The sequence below is a fragment of the Bradyrhizobium sp. U87765 SZCCT0048 genome (assembly GCF_018131225.1).
Taxonomy (GTDB): domain Bacteria; phylum Pseudomonadota; class Alphaproteobacteria; order Rhizobiales; family Xanthobacteraceae; genus Bradyrhizobium_A.
This window is the reverse complement of record NZ_JAFCMM010000001.1, coordinates 1,212,764-1,231,400: the sequence shown is the minus strand read 5'-3', so window position 1 is coordinate 1,231,400 and position 18,637 is coordinate 1,212,764. Positions and strand designations below refer to the sequence as shown.

The window sequence follows — 18,637 nt, the reverse complement described above, 5'->3', positions numbered from 1 at the left end:
CCGGCCGCAGCGGCCCGGGTCGGCAGCATGCTGGCTCTCCTGCCAAGCCATCGGGCGATGGCCTTGCACAGCGGTCGCGGCCTCCTCGCCCGCATGGCGCGAGATGATCGGGTTGGACGCGCAGGCGCGCGTCTTGCTGTTCAACACCGAGGGCGCAACCGCGCCTGACGTCTATCAGAGCCTGACCGGCCTCGATCCGACCGAACTGCGGCCGGCGAGGCCGCCGTCGCCATGATGTCGCCGATGAGATGGGCAGGGATAGAGCAGGTGTCAGGGCCGCGTCGCATCGACGACGCCGCCGATCAGGTTATGGCGGGCAAGCGCGTCGACATTGATGCCGTCGGCGTCGCCGGCGGGCCGCAACGCGGCCAGCGTTGCCTGGATAGCGGCGTGCTCGCTCCGGCGCGCGGCCTCGGCCTCGACCCGGGTGACGGCCTTGAAGGTCACCGTCTGGCCGGCCTTGCGGCGGCCGAGCAACGGCAGGTCGGCGGAGATCACGGTCGCGACCTTCGGATAGCCGCCGGTGGTTTGCGCGTCCGCCATCAGCACGATCGGCAGGCCGGAGCCGGGGACCTGCATCGAGCCGGCAACGATACCGTCGGACACGATGTTGTAGCCGCGGCTGTGATGCAGGGCGGGGCCGGCCATGCGGAAGCCCATGCGGTCCGATGCGGGGGCGATCGTGTAGGTCGACGACAACAGCAGTGTGATCGACGCTGCGTCGAAGTAGTCGTCCTGCGGTCCGAGCACGATCCGGATCGGCTGCGCGAACTGCAGGTCCTGGGCGGCGGGAAGCGCGAGTTCCGTGCGTGCGGGGACGTCGTCGCGATGGCCGTGCAGGATGTCGCCGGCCAGCAGCGCGCGTCCGGACAGGCCGCCGAAGGCCGCGCGGGTGTAGGTCGACAGACTGCCGAGGCACAGCGGCGCGTCGAATCCGCCCTCGAATGCCAGATAGCTGCACAGCGCTTCGCCGCCAAGGCGGATGCGGACGACGTCGCCTTTCACCGCGCGCAGGCTCTGGCCCGCGGGGGCCTGTTCGTCACGGCCGAGAATGTCGATCTGCGCGCTGCCGCCGACCAGCGCGAGCCGCACCGACGGCGCAAGGATCTCGCATTCGGGCCCCGAACCGATGAGCTCGAGGCAGGCGGCGTCCAGTGCATTGCCGACGAGGCCATTGGCGAGCACGAAGCTCAAGCGGTCGAGCGGGCCGGAGACGGGCACGCCGATGTCCTGATGGCCGCGCCGGCCGGCATCTTGCAGTGTCGAATGGAAACCGGGCTTGATGACCTTGACGAGTGGACTCATGGGCCGATCTCTTGGCTGGCCGGGACAAACTCGTTGCGCTCGACCGCGGCCTTGATGCGCGCGAATTCGGTTGCGTCGATCGACTCGAACGTCACTGCGTCGCCCGCGGCGAGCAGCGCTCCGCGCGGGCTCGCCGCATCGAAGAACCGAACCGGTGTGGTGCCGATCAGATGCCAGCCGCCAGGACTTTCGTACGGATAGACCGCGGTCATGTTGGTGGCGATCGCCACCGATCCCGGCGGCACACGCGTGCGCGGGTCCACGCGCCGCGGCAGCTGCAGCGCCGGAATGACGTCGCCCATATAGGGATATCCCGGCACGAAGCCGATCATGTAGATGTGATAGCGCGTTGCCGCGTGAAGCCCGGCGACCTCGCCGGGGGTGAGAGACAGCGTGCGCGCGATCTCCTCGATGTCCGGCGCGTGAGATGGCTCATAGCAGACCGGGATGTGCCACAGCTGTCGTGTGCCGTGGGTGATCGTCTGGCTCTGGCGGGCAATCTGCGTCACCGCGGCTTCGATGTCGTCGCCGGCGGTGATCAGCGAGTCGTAATGGATCATCAGCGAGCGGAAGGTCGGCACCAGTTCGATGACGCCGACGATCGCCGCACGGTCGACGGCGTCCGCGAGCGCCAGCACCTGGTCGTTGATGGCGCGGTCCACGGTTTCGCCAAACTCGACGACGACGGCGCTGTCCGATGCCTGCAGGAAACGGAATCCGGTCATGTGCGTCGGCTCCCTGTATCCCATTGTCCTACTATCAATGGTGCCGTGCGATCAATCCAAGTTTCAACGAGACGGTTCACCGGCTGAAAGGCTGGCGCCGCCAGAACCCGCGTCGAGGGAGGTGTGAAGTCGATTTCCGCGAATTTGAACGCCGATACGGCGGAGGGGTTTGGCGCCTGCAATATCGGCGACGACGACGCGATTCCGAAGATCATCAAGTCGGCGAACGTCGCCTGCGGCTTTCATGCCGGCGATCCGCTGATGATGCACTCCGTGGTGCAGCGGGCTATGGCCGAAGGCGTCAGCATCGGCGCGCATCCAGGCTTCAACAACCTGTGGGGGTTCGGCCGGCGCCAGATCGACATGAATTTGGCCGAGCTCGAATACCTGATCGCGCGCCAGATCGGCGCGCTGCAGGCGCTGGCGTCCTGTTCCAACGTCAAGGTCACCCATGTGAAGCCTCACGGCGCCCTCAACAACATGGCGGCAGTGCGGGAGGACGATGCCATGGCCATCGGCCGTGCGCTCAAGACCGTTGATCGGGACCTGATCTATGTCGCGCTGGCTGGCTCCGAAATGGAGAAAGCGGGTCGGCGCCTCGGCTTGCCGGTGGCGCGGGAGCGGTTCTGCGACCGGCAGTACGATGACGATGGCAACCTGACCTCGCGCAAGATTCCGGGAGCCATGCTGAGGGATCCTCAGGCCGCGGCCTGAGCCGGGGCGGCGGCCAGCCGGCCCATCACAGGCAGCCGCCCTTTTCCCGGGGGGCGGGAACGTCAACGCACGTTCTGGATCATGCGGCGTCGTGAAAACGTGCCCGCAAGCGATTGGCGACGTGGCCAGCCGCAATTCCTGCCGCCAGCCCGACCACCTTGACCACCGCATCGTGCAGGCGGGCGTGACGTCCCGAGAACAGAACCTGCGCCAGTTCGAAAATACCTATCGCAAGCCCCAGGGCGATGAAAATCACCACCAGGCGATTGGGATAGGCGAGTGCGAACAGGCCGCCGACGAAGGCCAGGGCCGCGGCACGTTCGATGTTCGGAGACAGATGGGTCACCGGCCGCAGACCGATCGGTCCGTCGGTCACCACGACGATGGCAAGGATCGAGGCCCACGCGAGCACGCGTAGAATTGTCTGCAATGTCATGGAGCTCGGATCCGCCGCGGTCAACTCCGATTGTTGTCGGCAAATTTGCGAAAAATTGTTTAACGTCGCTTTGCAAACTCCTAACCGTCGCTCTTAGGGTTAATGCCTGCTTAACGCGATCTCTCGGATTGCGGTGGGGTAAGCCTAACGCGCGATCAGAGTTTTGAAATGCTTTCTCTTTGGCGGTCCGGTGATTAACTACCGATGACCCTAGGGGAGATTGCAAAGTGAAAGCGTGGCTCAGCGACTCTGATCTCATCGAACTGGCTCCCGGCACGATGCTGGAGCAGGGCGCTCGCCTACCCAAGATCAAGGCGCAAATTCCCGTCAACACGGCGCCGCGCCGCATCAGCATCTTCGGCCTCGGCTATGTCGGCGCCGTTTCGGCTGCCTGCTTCGCCAAGGTTGGCCACACGGTGATCGGCCTCGACGTCAATGATATCAAGCGGCAGTGCTTCCGCGAGGGCAAGCCGCCGGTGGTCGAGCCTGGCCTTGGCGAAATGATGCAGGAGTTGGTGCAGATCGGGCGCCTGACGGCGGTCGATGACGTGCAGCAGGCGATCGACGACACCGATGTCTCGTTGATCTGCGTCGGTACGCCGAGCCGCGACAATGGCAGCATCAATATCGATATCGTCTGCGGCGTGGTCGCCGAGATCGGTCGCGCGATCCGCAACAAGAAGGGCAGCCATCTCGTCGTCGTGCGTTCGACGATGATTCCCGGCACGATGCGCAACACCATTATTCCGATCCTCGAGCGCGAGTCCGGCCGTCGCTGCGGCGAGGGTCTATCGGTCGCCTATAACCCCGAGTTCCTGCGTGAGAGCACCGCAGTTTCCGATTTTTTCTCGCCGCCAAAGACCGTGATCGGTACCGACGAACCGGCAGCCGGCGACCAGGTTGCCGGTCTCTATGAGGGCATCGTCGCACCGGTGTTCACCGTTGCGTTCGAGACCAGCGAGATGATCAAGTATGCCGACAACACCTGGCATGCTCTGAAAGTGTGTTTCGGCAACGAAATCGGCAACATCTGCCAGGCGCTGAACATCGATAGCCACGAACTGATGGATGTGTTCTGTTCGGACACCAAGCTCAACATCTCCCCGACCTATCTCAAGCCTGGCTTTGCCTTCGGCGGTTCGTGTCTGCCGAAGGATTCGCGGGCGCTGACCTATCTCGCCCGTCAGCTCGACGTCGAGGCGCCGATCCTGTCCAACATCCTGCCGAGCAACCGCATCCAGATCGAGCGCGCGATCAGCAAGGTGATCGGCTTCGGCCACCGCAACATCGCGGTGCTGGGCTTCAGCTTCAAGCCGGGCACCGATGACCTGCGCGAGAGCCCGCAGGTCGAACTAATCGAGCGGCTGATCGGCAAGGGCTACAACCTCAAGCTCTACGATGCCAGCGTCAACCTGTCGGCACTGACCGGCGTCAATCGCCGTCACATCGAGCAGGCGATCCCGCACATCGGCTCGATCATGATGTCGTCGATGCGCGAGACCGTGGAAAGTGCCGAAGTCATCATCATCGGCAATGCATCGCCTGAGTTCCGCAATATCGAAGCTCTGATCCGCGAAGACCAGATCGTCCTCGACCTTGCCCGCCTCTGGGACACCCCGAAGCTGGGAGCACGCTATGTCGGAATCAACTGGTGACAGCAGACTGGTCAGGAACGGCCGGCCGCTCCGCGTCCTGATCATCGTCGAAAATCTCGCGGTTCCGTTCGACCGGCGGGTGTGGTCGGAAGCCAAGACGCTGGCGCGCGCCGGCTGCACGGTCTCGGTGATCTGTCCGAAGGGTTTTGGGGCCGACCGGTCCTACGAGTTCATCGACGGCGTTCATATCTATCGCCACAATATGCCGTTCGAGGCGAAGCGGGCGTCGGGTTATCCGCTGGAGTACGGCTGGGCGCTGTTGTGCGAGTTCTTCCTTGCCTGGCGGGTGTTGTTCGCGCAGGGCTTCGACGTCATTCATGCCTGCAATCCGCCGGATACGATCTTCCTGATCGCGGGCTTCTTCAAGTTCCTGTTCGGCAAGAAGTTCATCTTCGATCATCATGACATCAACCCCGAACTCTACATGTCGAAATTCGGGCGCAAGGACGCATTCTATCGCCTGCTCGTGCTGCTGGAATGGTTGACCTTCAAGACCGCGGATATTTCGCTGGCGACCAACGAATCCTATCGCGAGATCGCGTTGACGCGCGGCCAGATGGATCCCGATGACGTCTTCGTTGTGCGGTCGGGACCCGATCTGACCCGCATCCAGCTGCTGCCGCCGAACGATTCGCTGCGCCAGGGGCGGCGCTTCCTGGTTGGCTATGTCGGTGTCATCGGCGCGCAGGAAGGCATCGATCTGTTGCTTGCCGCGGTCAAGACGATCGTCGAGGATCACGGCCGGAACGATATTCATTTCGGCATCGTCGGTGGTGGTCCCGCGCTCGACGAGATGAAGCGTCTTGCCGTCACGCTTGGCGTGCAGGATTATGTGACTTTCACCGGCCGCGCCAGCGACCACGACCTGTTCGAGATGCTGAACACGGCGGATGTCTGCGTCAATCCGGACAAGGCCGACGACATGAACGACAAGTCGACCATGAACAAGATCATGGAGTACATGGCGCTCAGCAAGCCGATCGTCCAGTTCGACCTGACGGAAGGCAAGGTGTCGGCGCGCGATGCCTCGCTTTATGCATTGCGCAACGATCCCCGTGACATGGCGGCCAAGATCCTGCAGCTGCTCGACGATCCGGCGCGGCGCGCCGTCATGGGTACGTTCGGCCGGCGCCGGGTCGAGAACGAATTGTCGTGGGCGCACGAGGCGCCAAAACTGCTCAGCGCCTACGCCGCGCTGGCACGGCGCAGCTGGGCAGTTCGCAAGGGAGCCGGCGAGCCGCGCGTGACGCCGTCCCAGGCCCGTCCGAGGTGATGCATTATCATGGCTGTGGCGCACAAGCTCGGCTGGTACGTCAATCGCCTGCGAGCGATGGATGCGCGCGAGATCTGGCATCGGGTCGGTGAAGCCGCCAAGCGTCGCGTGGCGGCGCGGCGGAACTATTGCTGGGATGACTTCGCGCCGCACACCGGTCGCCTGCCGGCGATCGTGATCGACCGCGCGGCGCTGTCACTGGTGAGCGACGATGTTCGCCAGGCCTGGCGTACGGTCGCTCCGTCGTCCGATGGCCCCGGCATCTACCGCGCGCTGGGGCATGCTTTCACGATCTCGAAAGGGATCGACTGGCATCGTGATCCGGTCTCCGGCTTGCGCTGGCCGGACGATGTCTACTGCTTCGCCATCCCCTATCGTCACGATCGCGAGCGTGGTGACGTCAAGCTGGTGTGGGAGCTCAACCGCCTGCAGTTCGTGCCGGTGATCGCGGCGCTTGCGGTTACCGACGGCGAGGAGCAGCTCGCGCAGTCTGCGCTCGATCTGATCGACAGCTGGATCGACGCCAATCCACCGTTCAGGGGCGTCAACTGGGTCTCGGGCATCGAGCTGGCGTTGCGCGTCGTCGCGATCACGCTGACCGTGGGCCTGCTCGGCGAGAGGCGGGTCGGAGCACGTCTCAGCCGCAAGATCGCGTCCTGTCTCGCGGCGCATGCCTACTGGCTGCAGCGCTATCCCTCAAAGCATTCGTCGGCCAACAATCATCTGATTGCGGAAGCCGCGGCGCTGTTCGTCCTCGGCACGCTGTGGCCGGACGCCGGTCTCGGCGAGGCGGCAGCCGAAGGGCGCCGGATCCTGATCGAGGAGGCGTTCCGGCAGATCCACGACGATGGCGTCGGCGCCGAGCAGTCTCCGACCTACACGGCATTCACCTGCGAATGGTACCTGCTCGCCTTCATGATCGCCGCGCAAGCCGGACAACCCTTTCCGGCCGACGTCATCGGTCGGATCGGGGCCGCGGGGGATTGCCTGCGCTGGATCACCGACAGCAACGGCCATCAGCCGCGGATCGGCGACGACGACGAGGGGCGGGTGATCTCCTCGGGTGAGGGGCACGAGGCCTTCTATGTCGCGTCAGTCGTCAACGCCATTGCGGTCGCCACCGGGCGTGACGATCTGGCGATGGCGTTCGGCGGTCCGCAACTGCGCAATGTCGTGATTGGTTGGCGCGCGGCAGCGCTGCCGAAGCTCGAGGGGGTCCGTACGTTCGCTGAAGGCGGCTACACGGTTTACCGCGGCACGCTTGGCCGCCGCGCCGCGCTGGTGGCGATGGATCACGGGCCGCTCGGCTATCTGTCGATCGCCGCCCATGGCCATGCCGATGCATTGTCGCTGATGCTGCATCTCGACGGCCAGCCGGTGTTGGTGGATGCCGGCACCTATCTGTATCACGCCGGCGGAGAGATCCGCGATCGTCTGCGTGGCACCGCCGCGCACAATACCTTGTGCATCGATGGGGTGGACCAGAGCAAGATCGCAGGCGCCTTCAACTGGCGTCATGCGGCAACGACAGAACTGGTGGCAAGCGGGGATGGCGCCGGCGGCGGGGTCGTCGCCCGTCATGATGGCTATGTCCGCGACTATGGCCTGATCTGCCAGCGGAGCGTCGCGATCGACGCTGATGGCCTGATGATTGTCGATGAGCTGCTGTCTGCAGGCCGTGGCGGCTCGGCTGCCCTGAGCAGTATCCGCATCGGCTTCCTGCTGCATCCCGATCTGTCCGCGACCCTGGATGGCTCGATGGTGGTCGTCAGCCGGGCGAGGGCGCCGCTGCTGGCTTTCACCATCCCCGGCAACATGTCCTGCCGGTTCGAGGCCGCGGAGTATTCCCCGGCCTTCGGCGTGATGCGCGCCGGCACGCGTATCGTCTTTGCGGCGGCCGATCCTGAGGAGCGGCGTTTCGAGACACGGATTGCGGTGCAGCCATGGGAGGGCGCCGCGCGGATCGCGATGGCGGCCGTGCGGCTGCAGCCGGACCAGGCGCCATCGATTGCCGCGACCGACGGCGCTGCGGAGCCGGGGCGATGATCGCGGGCGCCAACGTCCTGTTGTATTTCGGCGCCAACCTGGCGCCACGGCTGTCGACCTTCGTGCTGCTGCTCGTTCTGACGCGGCTTCTGCCGGTCGAGGAGTACGGCTTGTTCGCGCTGGTGGTCACCACCGGTGAGATTCTCGACATGGCGGTCGGCGGCTGGGTTCGCCTGTTTATCCTCAGCAGCGACAGCGGTCGCGGGGAGCCGTCGCCGGCCCAGTTCGGCCGCACGCTGGTGCTGACGGTCGGCTCGTGTCTCGTGTCGCTGGTCGGGGCGGTCGTGCTGGCACTCGTACAGCCGAGCCTTGCAGGGCCGTTTACGGTCGCAGTGCTGGTCTATGTCGCATCGTTCGCCATCCTGCGGCTTGGGCTGACGCTGTTGCAGACGCGCCAGAACCACAAGCTCTATGCGGCGATCGAGGTCGGTCGCGCCGTACTGTCGCTCGCCTGCGCAATCGGCGCCGAGGCGATGTTCGGCTCCTCTTTCCTCACGGCATCGCTGGGCGTGTCGCTGGCGACCCTGGTCATGGGCCTGATCGGGTGCGCGGCCGCGTTCCGCGACATGCCTCGCCCGACCATTCCGCTCGCGGGATATCGCGCCGCGCTCGCCTTCGGTCTGCCGATCGTGCTGGTGACGGTGCTCGGGCAGGTCGTGGGCTGGCTCGATCGCTTCATCCTCAATCATGCGATGGGGCCGGCCAGCGTTGGTCTTTATGCGGCTGCGTTTGCGCTGGCACGCCAGCCGATCGAACTGTTCAGCGGCTCGCTCAATCCCTATACTTATCCGACCCTGGTCCGCAGCTATCTGAGCGATGGCCGCGAGGTCGCCGGGCGGGTGCAGGCTGGCACGCTACTGGCGCTGCTGCTGTTGTGTGGCGCGGTGACAATTGGCGTCGCCGTGCTGGCGCAGCCGTTCGGCGCCCTCGTGCTGCCCGAGGCCTATCGGATCGAGGCAACGCGGGTGATGCCGTGGATCGCGCTGGCGACGCTGTGCACCAGCCTGAAGAACTTTTGCTTCGACAACGTGTTCTTTGTGGTGCGCAAGAACTGGCTGCAACTCGTCAGCATGGTGCCCCCGGCAATCGTGTCTGCGGTGCTCGGCCTGCTGGTCATTCCAATCGGCGGACCGCAGGCCGCCGCCATGGTCGCCGCACTGTCGGCCCTGGTCGCCTTGATCGGCAGCGCCGCGCTGTCGCTGCGCCAGCTGCCATTCACGATCGCGCCTCGCGCCCTCCTCGGGCTTGTGGTGTCCAGCGGCCTCGGCGCGCTTGCCATGATCGCCGTGCGGTCACTTGTCGCCGGTGCGCCATCGATCGTCGTTCTGCTCGTCTGCACACCGGCTTTTGCGGTGGTCTATGCGGCTGGCTTGGCGCTGTTCGGCTTCTCCCTCAGGCGGATGTTCGATCGGCCGTGGGAGGTGTGGCATGGCGATGCCGCGCTGCGACCACCGGTCAGCGCGTCAGCATCCTGTTGAACAGGGCGAGATAGTTCGTGACAGCGGTTGCCACGTCGAACGTCCTGGCATGAGCGACACGAGGCAAGGGATCACCCGGATCGTCCAGTGCGTGATTGATCGCACCTGCGAGAGCGGGGATGTCGCTGTTGTCGACGAGCGTACCGAAACCACCATGCGCCAGAATTTCGTCCGGGCCGCCGCTGCGGGTCGCGACCACCGGCAGGCCGGAAGCCAGCGCTTCGACCACCACGTTGCCGAACGCCTCCTTGGGCGAGGCCAGGGCAAAACAGCGCGCGGTGGCGTAACAGGGCCATGGATCGTCACGATAGCCGGCGAGTTCGAGCCGCTCCGCGACGCCGAGGCGCTCTGCCTGGGCCTGGAGGGCGGCGCGTTCTGGCCCCTCGCCATAGATGACCAGCCGTGCATCGGGTCGCAGGTGCGGCAGCGCCTCGATGAGGTCGGAAAAGCCCTTTTCGGGACTGAGACGGCCGACGCTCATCACGATCGGCGGGCGCTGCGCCAGCGCTTCGCGGCTCACCGGCAGCGCGCGCTCGACGGAAACCGGATTGTAGATCCGTGTGATACGTTCGCGCGGCACGTGCCAGTCGTTGCAGAGGTGATCGGCGAGGCCGTCGGACACGCAGACCATGCCGGCATGACGCGACAGCCTGCGGGCAAAAGTGTAGGAGGCATGGCCGAGACGGCCGCGGCCGACGTCGGAGCGGCCGTGATACGACAGGACGATTGGAACGCCGGAGCGGGCCAGCACGCGCGCCGCGGCGAGCTTGACATTGGCGCCGCCGCCGATGGCGAGCACGATATCGGGCCGCTCCGTGCGCAGGAAGCGGGCCAGCTTCAGCGTCGCGGAGGCGTGGGATTGCCCGAGAACGGTTACCGGGATTCGCTGAGCGACCAGCGCGCGATTGTCGCTCGCCTCGAAGTCGACCACCAGGCTGATGCGCCAGCCAGCTTCGAACAAGCCGGTCGCCAGCAGTGCGGCGACGCGTTCGGCGCCGCCACGGTTGAGGGCGGCAACATAGATTGCGAGATGTCCTGGCTGTATCAACATCGATTGTAATCTGAACGATTAAGGTAAACGCAGAATTTAGACATTGAAGTAAGGCCGGCGAAGCAGAGAGCGAGTAAATCGGGTAGTCTGCTGCCGCAACGGGACAGGAGAAGGACGAATGACTCTTCTTGATGTCGCAAGAGGTGCCTACGTCAGGTTGCCATTGTCAACCCGTGCCTACGTCGGGCGGGTGCTTAAGCATGTTCCGACGTCGATGAAATTCGGCGGCACGTACCGCCATTGGCGCGAGCAGATCGCGAAATCGCGCGAGGATGTCGCCTTCGTCGAGTCCTATCGTCGGACGCAGCTGTCCGAGGTAGTCGATCGCGCATTGAAGAATGCGCCCTATTACGCTCGCACCATCGGACCGCTGATCGGTGAGCGGCGGGGCGGCGCCCTGATGGATCCGGATGTCTGGTCGCGTCTGCCGGCGCTGTCGCGCCAGACCGTGCTCGACCACCGTCTCGAGATGTGCACGGTTCCACCGGAGACGCTCGACCGTGCGTCGACGGACGGCTCGTCGGGCCAGCCGCTGTCATTCCTGCTCGATCGCAATCGCAGCCCGATCGAATACGCCTTCATTCATGACGCCTGGTCGCGGGCGGGTTTCACTGCCGGCGACTGGCGCTGTGTGTTCCGCGGCTTCGATCTGATCGATGGCGAGCATCGGCATCTGGAGCGGGAGCCGGCGCTGCGCGAACTGCGTGTTTCGGTCTTCCATCTCAATGATGAGACCATGGCGAGCTATCTGCAGGAGATTCGCGACGGCAAGATCGCGTTCATCCATGGCTATCCTTCGGCCATCGCAATCTTCGCCGAGTACCTGATCCGCAAGGGCCTTGCGCCGCTGTCGCAGATCCGCGGCATGTTTCCGATCTCTGAAAAGTTCTACCCGCATCAGCGCGAGCTGATCGCCCGCGCCTTCGACCAGGCCAGGATCGTGCCGTTCTACGGCCTCAGCGAGAAGGTCGCTTTTGCTGTCGAGCGTGACGGCGAGCCGGACACTTACGAGTTCAATCCGCTTTACGGCTATACCGAGCTCGTGGACGACGACGGTCGTCCGGTCACGACGCCAGGGACAGTCGGCCGTATCGTCTCGACTGGCCTCCTTTACAAGGGGATGCCGCTGATCCGCTACGACACACGCGATGTGGCCGAGCTGGTCGAGGTGCCGCATGTCGCCAATGGCTTCAAACTGGTGGTTCGGCGCATGACGCCGCGACGCAACAGCGAGTATGTGGTCGGCAAGTCGGGGACGCTGATTCCGTTCGCGGGCCTGTGTGTGCCCATCGACGATCGCGACATGACGCGCGAAATTCAATTCATCCAGACGACGCCTGGTGAGATCGACCTGATGATCGTGACGGAGAACGGCGAACAGCCGGATCTGTCGAATTATCTCCAGCGCATGGCGCTGCGTGCGGCGGGCGACCTGTCGATCCATCTGAAGATCGTCGATCAGCTGCCGATGTCCGGGCGCGGCAAGCGCAAGTTCATCGATCAGCGATTGCAGGTTCCGCACGATTGAGATGCGTTGCCCGAAGGAGCGCAGGCTTCGTTCAGCGGGCAGCCGCCTTGAGATAGACAGCCCGCAGGGCGTCGGCAAGCGCGGATACCGTGAAGCGCTTGCGATAGATGCCGCGTGAAGCCGCCTGCATCTCCTTCAGACGGGCGCGGTTGGTGGCGAGCATGGCGAGGGCCGCGGCGATTGCGTCCGGCTCGCGCCGCACCAGGGCGCCATTGACGCCATCCTCGACGATGCTGCGGACGTTGCCGACGTCGGTCGCGACAAGAGCGGCGCCGGCACAGGCGCCCTCGATCAGGCTGAGGGGCAGCGCCTCGGTCCGCGACGGCAGCACCACGATGTCGGCTTCGCGCATGTAGCGATGCATGTCGTCCGCTTCGATCCATCCGGTGAACGTCATCTGGCCGCGCAGGCCGGCCTGATCGGCCATCGCGGAGAAGGTCGCGACCTCGCCGTTGCCGGCGGCCACGCAGTGCCAGTCCGTCACGGTTTGTCCAAGCCGGGCGAGGGCGGGGATCAAGACCTGCATGCCCTTGTTTTCGGTCAGGAGGCCGGAGAACAGAATATGCAGCGGCTGGCCGCTTTTTTGCTCGAGTACGCCTTCGCCAGCGAAATCGGGAATGCCGTTGGGGACGATGACGATGCGGTCGGCGTCGACGCCGATGCGGCGAAAGCCATCAGCGTGGGCCTGGCCGAGCGCGATGACGATGTCGGCGCCCGTCGCGATTGCCTTGAACAGTCGGCCTGCCGGCGTGCGCGCCGCGACCTTGTCTTCGATGAACTGACCGTGGAAGTGGACGACGATCCGGGCCCCGAATGCCCGGGCGAGCTTCAGGATGCTGTACTTGCGCGGCAGGCTGCCACCGGTGGCGAAGTTGATGTGTACGATATCGGGGCGAAAGCGAGCAAGCTGGCCGGCGAAGCGGGCGAGAATCAATGGAAAGGTTGCAATCCAGCCGTTGCCGCTGGCGCCACCGCGCGATTGCGCAAAACGCAGATCGATACCCGCCATGCCGTGCGTTTCGACATGGCCGCGCAGGTAGAAATAGAGTCGGTCGATGCCGCCGCGGCCCGATGGGCCAAATGGTGTGACGCAGAGAACGCGAAGAGCTGACATCGGCGGGCTTTCGTGACCGGTGCGGGATGTTGGTAAACGGCGGCAAGGCAACACAGGGGCAGGGACACCGTATGCTTAGACAAGCATTAAGACTGCGGGGTTAAAGTTTATTGCCGGTCATTGCCATCCGCCCCGTTTCATGGCCAGCCAGAAGGTGGCGCAATGCCATCGGACGGTAGCCCTGTGATCGTGAGCCAGCTCTACATGGTCTTTGTTGCTTTTGTCCTGCCGGGGATCGGTCCTGCTCGCCGCGCTTGTCGCGCGTGGCGCATGGCCGCCGGAGCGATCCTGCTGGCTATGGCGGCGATCGGCACGGCATCGGCCGATACCAGCGCGTCGTTCCGCCACGGTGTCGGCGTGCACCGGCCGCTCAATTGGGCGTCGGTCTCGCCGGCGGATCCGACGCTCTACGTGTGGCCGCCCTTCGCCACCGCCGAGCACGCCGTTGCGGACGGATTGATCGCGCGGCTTCGTCCCGACGGCTTCGACTTCGTGCGCCTGACCGTGGATCCCGGGCCGTTCCTGCAGACGACGGGCAAGCGGCGGCAGGAGCTCGACGTCGTTCTCGCCACGACGATCCGCCGGTTCCGTAGCCAGGGCCTCGGTGTCCTCATTAACTTCCACGGCAATTCGCAGGTCGCGACGGTCCGGCCCGAGGTGGTGTTCGGCGATCATGGCGGGCCGTTGTTTGCCGCGTATGTCGCTCTGGTCGGGCACACGGCGCGGCTCTTGGCCGATTTGAAGGACCCGGGCGTGGCACTCGAGCCGGTGAATGAGCCTCCGGCGGGCTACGACGAGGGCAGCGCGGCGAACTGGCAGAGGATGATGGAGGCGCTTTACCGCGCCGCTCGGCAGCAGGCGCCGGATCTTCTGATCGTGGTGACAGGAGCTCAGGGCGGCAGTCGACGTGGCCTGATGCGGCTCGATCCCGCGCCGTTCCGCGACGGCAATGTGCTCTACTCCTTCCATTATTACGAGCCCCACATTCTGACGCACCAGGGCGTCGAGTCGCGCAGCCCCGAAGACAGCGAGATCTGGCGCTATCTGCAGGCGTTGCCGTATCCGGCGACGGCAGCCGATCGGCCGGCGGTCATCGCGGCCGTGCAGGGCAGGATCGACAAGGATCCGGAACTTTCGGATGTGGATCGCGTGCGTCTGTCGCGTGCCGCCGCGCGCGGCATCGATGGCTACTTCAAGCAGGAGTGGAAGGCCGCGACCATTGCAGCGGCGTTCGACGAGGTCGTGGCCTGGAGCGCGCGCCATGGCATCGACCCCGGCCGGATCCTGCTCGGTGAGTTCGGCGCGACGCGGATCGCGCCCCCCAATCCGCCCCATGACGCCGCGAGGGCCGCATGGCTGCGCGATGTTCGCTGCGCCGCCGAACAGCGGCACTTTCGCTGGTCGATCTGGGAGCTGAACGGCAGCGGCGGGATGGCGATCGTCGAGCCGCACGCGCCCGAACGGCTCGATCGCACCACGCTCGACGCGCTCGGGCTCGACACGGCGGCTGCCTCCATGCGGGAATGTCACTCATGACCGGCGGTTTGCAGCGACGCTCGCTTCATCTCAGGCTCAACAGCGCGCGGTTGTGGCGCTGGCAGCGCGAGCTCGTCGCACGTCTCGCAGCGCATCCCGACGTCGATCTCACCGTGTCGTTCGTGGACGGCAAGCCACTGCCGTCGGCGTTCGTGCTGCTGACCACCATTGAGCGGTTCGCGTTTCGGCTGCGTGGCGGCCATGCCTGCGATCATCTCGACCGCACCGCTTTCGGCGGCCCTTGGCTCGGCGAAGCGCCCGCCGGGGCGTTGACCCTCGACCTTGGCGGCGATGCAGCCGGCCACGCGGCGGCGCAAACGATCCGGCTGCGCTACGACGGCGCGACGGATGACGATGCGCTGCTTGTCGCCGTGCTCGATGGCCGTTGCTGCGAAATGACGGCCGTCGAGGACGGCACCGGCCGGGTGCTCGACACGGCCCGGCCAGCGATCGAGGATCCGGCGGTGCTGACGCGTGCGCTCGACTGCGCGTTCACGGGGCTGCTGCGCTTTTGTGTCCGTATCCTGGCCGGGCCTGATGCCGGTACCGGCGCAATGGCCGTGCGCGCTGGGCGTGCGTCGCCGACCGTACGGGTCGGGACGGTGGCGAGATTCATTGGGCGCATGCTGGCTGAAAAGATCGACCATCGTCTCAAGCGTCTGTGTGGCCAGGCGCCGCGCTGGTTCGTTGCCTGGCGGCCGCTTCAGGCCGAAGACGGCGGTGTCACACTGCCTGGAATGGAGGCGTATCGTCGTCTCGCCGACGACGGTTCGCGCTACTATGCCGATCCGTTCGTGTTCAGGCGCGGCAACGAGACCTTTCTGTTCGTCGAAGAGTATGTCGGCGCGACCGGCAAGGGCATCATCTCGGCAGCGTCGTTCGATCCTGCCGCCGGCTTCACCACGCCGAGGCCTGTGCTGGAGACGGCCGTGCACCTGTCCTATCCGCACGTCTTCGAGCACGACGGGCAGGTGTGGATGATCCCCGAAACCCTGCAGGCCCAGTCGATCGAGCTCTACCGTGCCGAGCGGCTGCCGGACGTTTGGGTGCATGAGACGACGTTGCTCAACGGCGTCGATGGCTCCGACGCCACGGTATTTCAGCACAATGGCACCTGGTGGATGTTCGCAGCGACGCGGGATTGGCTGGGGTCGAACTGGGATACCCTGAGCGTGTTCCAGGCCGAGCGTCTGCAGGGGCCATGGCGTCCCCACCCGGCCAATCCGGTCCTGATCGACAGCCGCAGCGCGCGCCCGGCCGGGCAGGTGTTCCTTCACGGCGGTGCGCTGTTGCGGCCGGCGCAGGATTGCTCGGACGGATATGGCGCAGGACTCGCGATCTGCCGGATCGACCGGCTCGATGACGAGGTGGTCCGCCAGAGCGTGGAGGCTGTCGTCCGCATGCGGGGAGAGGGCGTCTCCCGCGGGCCGCACACGCTGAACCGCGGGGCCGGGATTGAGGTCATTGACCTCTATGGCGTCCGGCGCTGATGCGGGTTGCGGCAGGCGGTCGCGCCGGATTGTGCGCCCGTTTTGAGCGAAATGTTAACCATATTCGCGGCAGACTGGCAGCGCGTGCCCGAGCCTTCGGCCCGGGCACGCGCATGTGCGTGTCGCCGAGGTTGTTGCAAGGTCGTTCCATGAGTACGCGCCGATCAAACCTGCCGTTGCCGGGGCGACCGATGGAGCGGTGCGACCGGATCCGGCGCAGCGCGCTTGCGAATACGGCTGGGGCGGCCTGATGGTCGCGTTCGTCGACACGCAGCAGGCGCCGGCAGCGGTCATCGATCTGCGCGGTCTCGTCCGCGTGCTCGGCCGGCGCAAGGCCTGGATCGCCGCGGCGAGCGTGTTGTGCACGGTGATCGCGCTCATCGTCGCCCTGTCGATGACGCCGCGCTACATTTCCCAGATCAAGCTGCTGATCGATCCGCGTGGCTTGCAGATCCTGCCTAACGATATCAACGGTGGCGCAGCAGCCTCGACGGAAGCCACCTTCGCGGTGCTCGAGAGCCAGGTCCAGGTCATCACGTCGACCGAAGTTCTGCAGAAGGTCATCGCCAGGCTCAAGCTTCAGGACGATCCGGAGTTCGTCGCGCCCGGCACGCTGCAGACGTCCGATGGAGCCGAAGCTCCGCCAAGCATGGACGGGCAGACATGGGCTGCGCTGCGGACGCTGCGCAAGCGGCTGGATGTGCGCCGGCCGGATCGGACCTTTATCCTGGACCTCTCGGTCTGGACATCGTCCGGCGAGAAGTCGCGCCAGATCGTCAGTGCCGTCGCGCAGGCTTATCTCGATGTCCAGGCCCAGATGCAGGCCGAGACGGCAAGCCGCACCGCGGCCGCGCTCGAGGCCCGTCTTGGCACGCTGCGCCAGAGCGTCGCTGCCGCGGAGCAACAGGCCGAGGCCTATCGCACGGCCAACAACCTGGTGGGGGCCGAAGGCCGTCTGCTCAGCGACCAGGAACTGGCCGATCTCACCAATCAACTCTCGGCCCAGCGCATCCGGACCGCCGAACTCCAGGCCCGCCTCGACGTGCTGCGCAAGCGCAGCGAGGGGGCGCCCCTCGACACATTCGCCGAAGCGCTGCAGTCCTCGACCATCACCGACCTGCGGGCACGCTACGCCGAGGCCAAGAAGGCCGAGGCCGACAGCGTCGTCTCGCTCGGTCCGCTCCATCCGGCGGTGATCGCCGCGCAAGCGCAGGTCAAGCAGGTCCGCGAGCTGATCGACACGGAGCTCGGCCGTGTGCAGCGCAGCCTCGAGACCGAATATCAGCGCGCCAAGGCGGTCGAGACCGAGCTGACCCGGCAGATCGCTCTGGCCCGCAAGGTTTCGGCGTCGGATCGGCCGCCGGTGCTCAAGCTCAAGGAACTGGAGAACGAGGTCGCGGCCCGGCGCGCGGTCTACGAGACGGTGCAGCGCCGCGCCAAGGAGATCCGCGAAGAGGGCATGCTCGATCGTACCAACGCGCGGATCATTTCACCGGCGACGCTGCCGCTGCCTGAATATGTGGTATCGCGGATGATTGTGCTGGCCGGCGGCGCGGCGTTCGGCCTGCTGCTCGGTGTCTTCCTCGCCGCGTTCCGCAATCAGTTCGATAGCTCGGCCTGGGATGCCGATCAGCTGTTCGAGCGCACCGGGCTCTTCAATCTCGGCAGCGCGGCGCGCAAGGACGTCATCGCGGTGAGCCAGTTGAACGATCGCGAGGCACTCAAGCGTCTCGAAGGGCTGCGGCCGCTGCCCGACATGCTGGTGACGGCGCTGGGCAAGTCACCCGGCGCGGTGCTGGTGGTCGGTGCCGGCAGCGCAGCCTCGAGCGCGGCCATGACCGTGGTTCTGGCGAAGCTCGCCGGAGAAGCGGGACTGCGCGCCCTCGCTGTCGACGGCACCGCCCGGGCCCGGACGATCACGCGGCAGTTTGGTCTCGGCGACAAGGCGGGCTTCGCCGAGGCGAAGCAGGATCTGCTGCCGCTGAGCCTGTTCGAGGTGACGATGCCGACGGGCGTCCGCGTACTTCCTGCCGGTGGGGCCGCCAAGGTGGCGCATCCGGCTGGCATGGCCGCCACGTGGCAGGACGCGCCCGTGCCCTACGACATGACTCTGATCGATGGCGGTTCGCTCGACGAGCGCGACTATCTGATGTCGCTCGGGCTCGCCGGCATAGTCGTCATCGTGGTCGACGCCGGAAAGAGCCATTGCGATCGCATCGCCCGCAGTCTTCAGGTGCTCAATCCGCATCACGCCCGCCTCGTCGCCACGGTGTTGCAGAGCTGACG

15 protein-coding genes are annotated in these 18,637 nt (G+C 65.6%); 10 read left to right on the top strand and 5 right to left on the bottom strand.

Features of this window, described 5'->3' with window-relative positions; all coding sequences use genetic code 11:
* Positions 1–103 precede the first annotated feature (103 nt).
* Entirely contained in the window at positions 104–235 is a 132-nt protein-coding gene (locus JQ639_RS35495; RefSeq protein ID WP_256443105.1) for a hypothetical protein, read from the top strand.
* 35 nt (positions 236–270) lie between these two features.
* On the opposite strand, the gene JQ639_RS05285 is transcribed toward JQ639_RS35495, so the two are convergent.
* Together JQ639_RS05285 and pxpB are read right to left on the bottom strand one after the other, a co-directional pair.
* The gene (locus JQ639_RS05285) at positions 271–1,305 is read right to left on the bottom strand and encodes a 5-oxoprolinase subunit C family protein (protein WP_211970987.1); all 1,035 of its coding nucleotides are present in this window, start codon (positions 1,303–1,305) and stop codon (positions 271–273) included.
* Complete coding sequence (gene pxpB / locus JQ639_RS05280) at positions 1,302–2,030, bottom strand: 5-oxoprolinase subunit PxpB (protein ID WP_211970985.1); 729 nt, start codon at positions 2,028–2,030, stop codon at positions 1,302–1,304. The genes JQ639_RS05285 and pxpB overlap by 4 nt, the downstream gene beginning before the upstream one ends.
* Positions 2,031–2,153: 123 nt before the next feature.
* Here pxpB and JQ639_RS05275 point away from each other — a divergent pair, with 123 nt between their 5' ends.
* A complete protein-coding gene (locus JQ639_RS05275; protein ID WP_349644724.1) occupies positions 2,154–2,744 on the top strand; it encodes a 5-oxoprolinase subunit PxpA in 591 nt (196 codons plus the stop codon).
* A 79-nt stretch (positions 2,745–2,823) separates the two neighbouring features.
* On the opposite strand, the gene JQ639_RS05270 is transcribed toward JQ639_RS05275, so the two are convergent.
* Positions 2,824–3,180, bottom strand: coding sequence for a VanZ family protein (locus tag JQ639_RS05270; protein WP_211970978.1), 357 nt, complete (start codon positions 3,178–3,180; stop codon positions 2,824–2,826).
* Positions 3,181–3,407: 227 nt separating this feature from the next.
* Here JQ639_RS05270 and JQ639_RS05265 point away from each other — a divergent pair, with 227 nt between their 5' ends.
* Genes JQ639_RS05265 through JQ639_RS05250 form a run of 4 tightly spaced genes read left to right on the top strand, consistent with a single transcriptional unit; the run spans position 3,408 to position 9,632 of the window.
* Positions 3,408–4,835: a nucleotide sugar dehydrogenase gene (locus JQ639_RS05265; RefSeq protein WP_211970976.1), complete on the top strand. Its 1,428-nt coding sequence runs from the start codon at positions 3,408–3,410 to the stop codon at positions 4,833–4,835.
* Positions 4,816–6,108 (top strand): glycosyltransferase family 4 protein, encoded by a 1,293-nt coding sequence (locus JQ639_RS05260; protein WP_211970974.1) that lies wholly within the window; start codon positions 4,816–4,818, stop codon positions 6,106–6,108. The genes JQ639_RS05265 and JQ639_RS05260 overlap by 20 nt, the downstream gene beginning before the upstream one ends.
* A 9-nt stretch (positions 6,109–6,117) precedes the next feature.
* Positions 6,118–8,154, top strand: a complete 2,037-nt coding sequence (locus tag JQ639_RS05255; protein ID WP_211970972.1) for a heparinase II/III family protein — start codon at positions 6,118–6,120, stop codon at positions 8,152–8,154.
* Positions 8,151–9,632: a lipopolysaccharide biosynthesis protein gene (locus JQ639_RS05250; protein WP_211970971.1), complete on the top strand. Its 1,482-nt coding sequence runs from the start codon at positions 8,151–8,153 to the stop codon at positions 9,630–9,632. The genes JQ639_RS05255 and JQ639_RS05250 overlap by 4 nt, the downstream gene beginning before the upstream one ends.
* On the opposite strand, the gene JQ639_RS05245 is transcribed toward JQ639_RS05250, so the two are convergent.
* Positions 9,610–10,683 carry a glycosyltransferase gene (locus JQ639_RS05245; protein ID WP_211970969.1) on the bottom strand — a complete coding sequence of 358 codons (1,074 nt, stop codon included), beginning with the start codon at positions 10,681–10,683 and terminating at the stop codon, positions 9,610–9,612. The two genes, JQ639_RS05250 and JQ639_RS05245, sit on opposite strands and share 23 nt — an antisense overlap.
* A 118-nt stretch (positions 10,684–10,801) precedes the next feature.
* On the opposite strand from JQ639_RS05245, the gene JQ639_RS05240 reads away from it, so the two are divergent.
* Positions 10,802–12,211, top strand: a complete 1,410-nt coding sequence (locus tag JQ639_RS05240) for a phenylacetate--CoA ligase family protein (protein ID WP_211970966.1) — start codon at positions 10,802–10,804, stop codon at positions 12,209–12,211.
* 31 nt (positions 12,212–12,242) lie between these two features.
* Here the strand turns inward: JQ639_RS05240 and JQ639_RS05235 are convergent, their stop codons facing one another.
* Positions 12,243–13,379, bottom strand: a complete 1,137-nt coding sequence (locus JQ639_RS05235) for a glycosyltransferase family 4 protein (RefSeq protein WP_211970964.1) — start codon at positions 13,377–13,379, stop codon at positions 12,243–12,245.
* A gap of 135 nt (positions 13,380–13,514) precedes the next feature.
* Here JQ639_RS05235 and JQ639_RS05230 point away from each other — a divergent pair, with 135 nt between their 5' ends.
* The 3 genes from JQ639_RS05230 (at position 13,515) to JQ639_RS05220 (ending at position 18,635) form a co-directional block, all read left to right on the top strand.
* Positions 13,515–14,861, top strand: a complete 1,347-nt coding sequence (locus JQ639_RS05230; protein ID WP_211970962.1) for a glycoside hydrolase family 5 protein — start codon at positions 13,515–13,517, stop codon at positions 14,859–14,861.
* Entirely contained in the window at positions 14,858–16,351 is a 1,494-nt protein-coding gene (locus JQ639_RS05225; protein WP_211970960.1) for a glucosamine inositolphosphorylceramide transferase family protein, read from the top strand. The genes JQ639_RS05230 and JQ639_RS05225 overlap by 4 nt, the downstream gene beginning before the upstream one ends.
* Before the next feature lie 199 nt (positions 16,352–16,550).
* Positions 16,551–18,635, top strand: a complete 2,085-nt coding sequence (locus tag JQ639_RS05220) for a GumC family protein (RefSeq protein WP_211970959.1) — start codon at positions 16,551–16,553, stop codon at positions 18,633–18,635.
* Positions 18,636–18,637 lie beyond the last annotated feature (2 nt).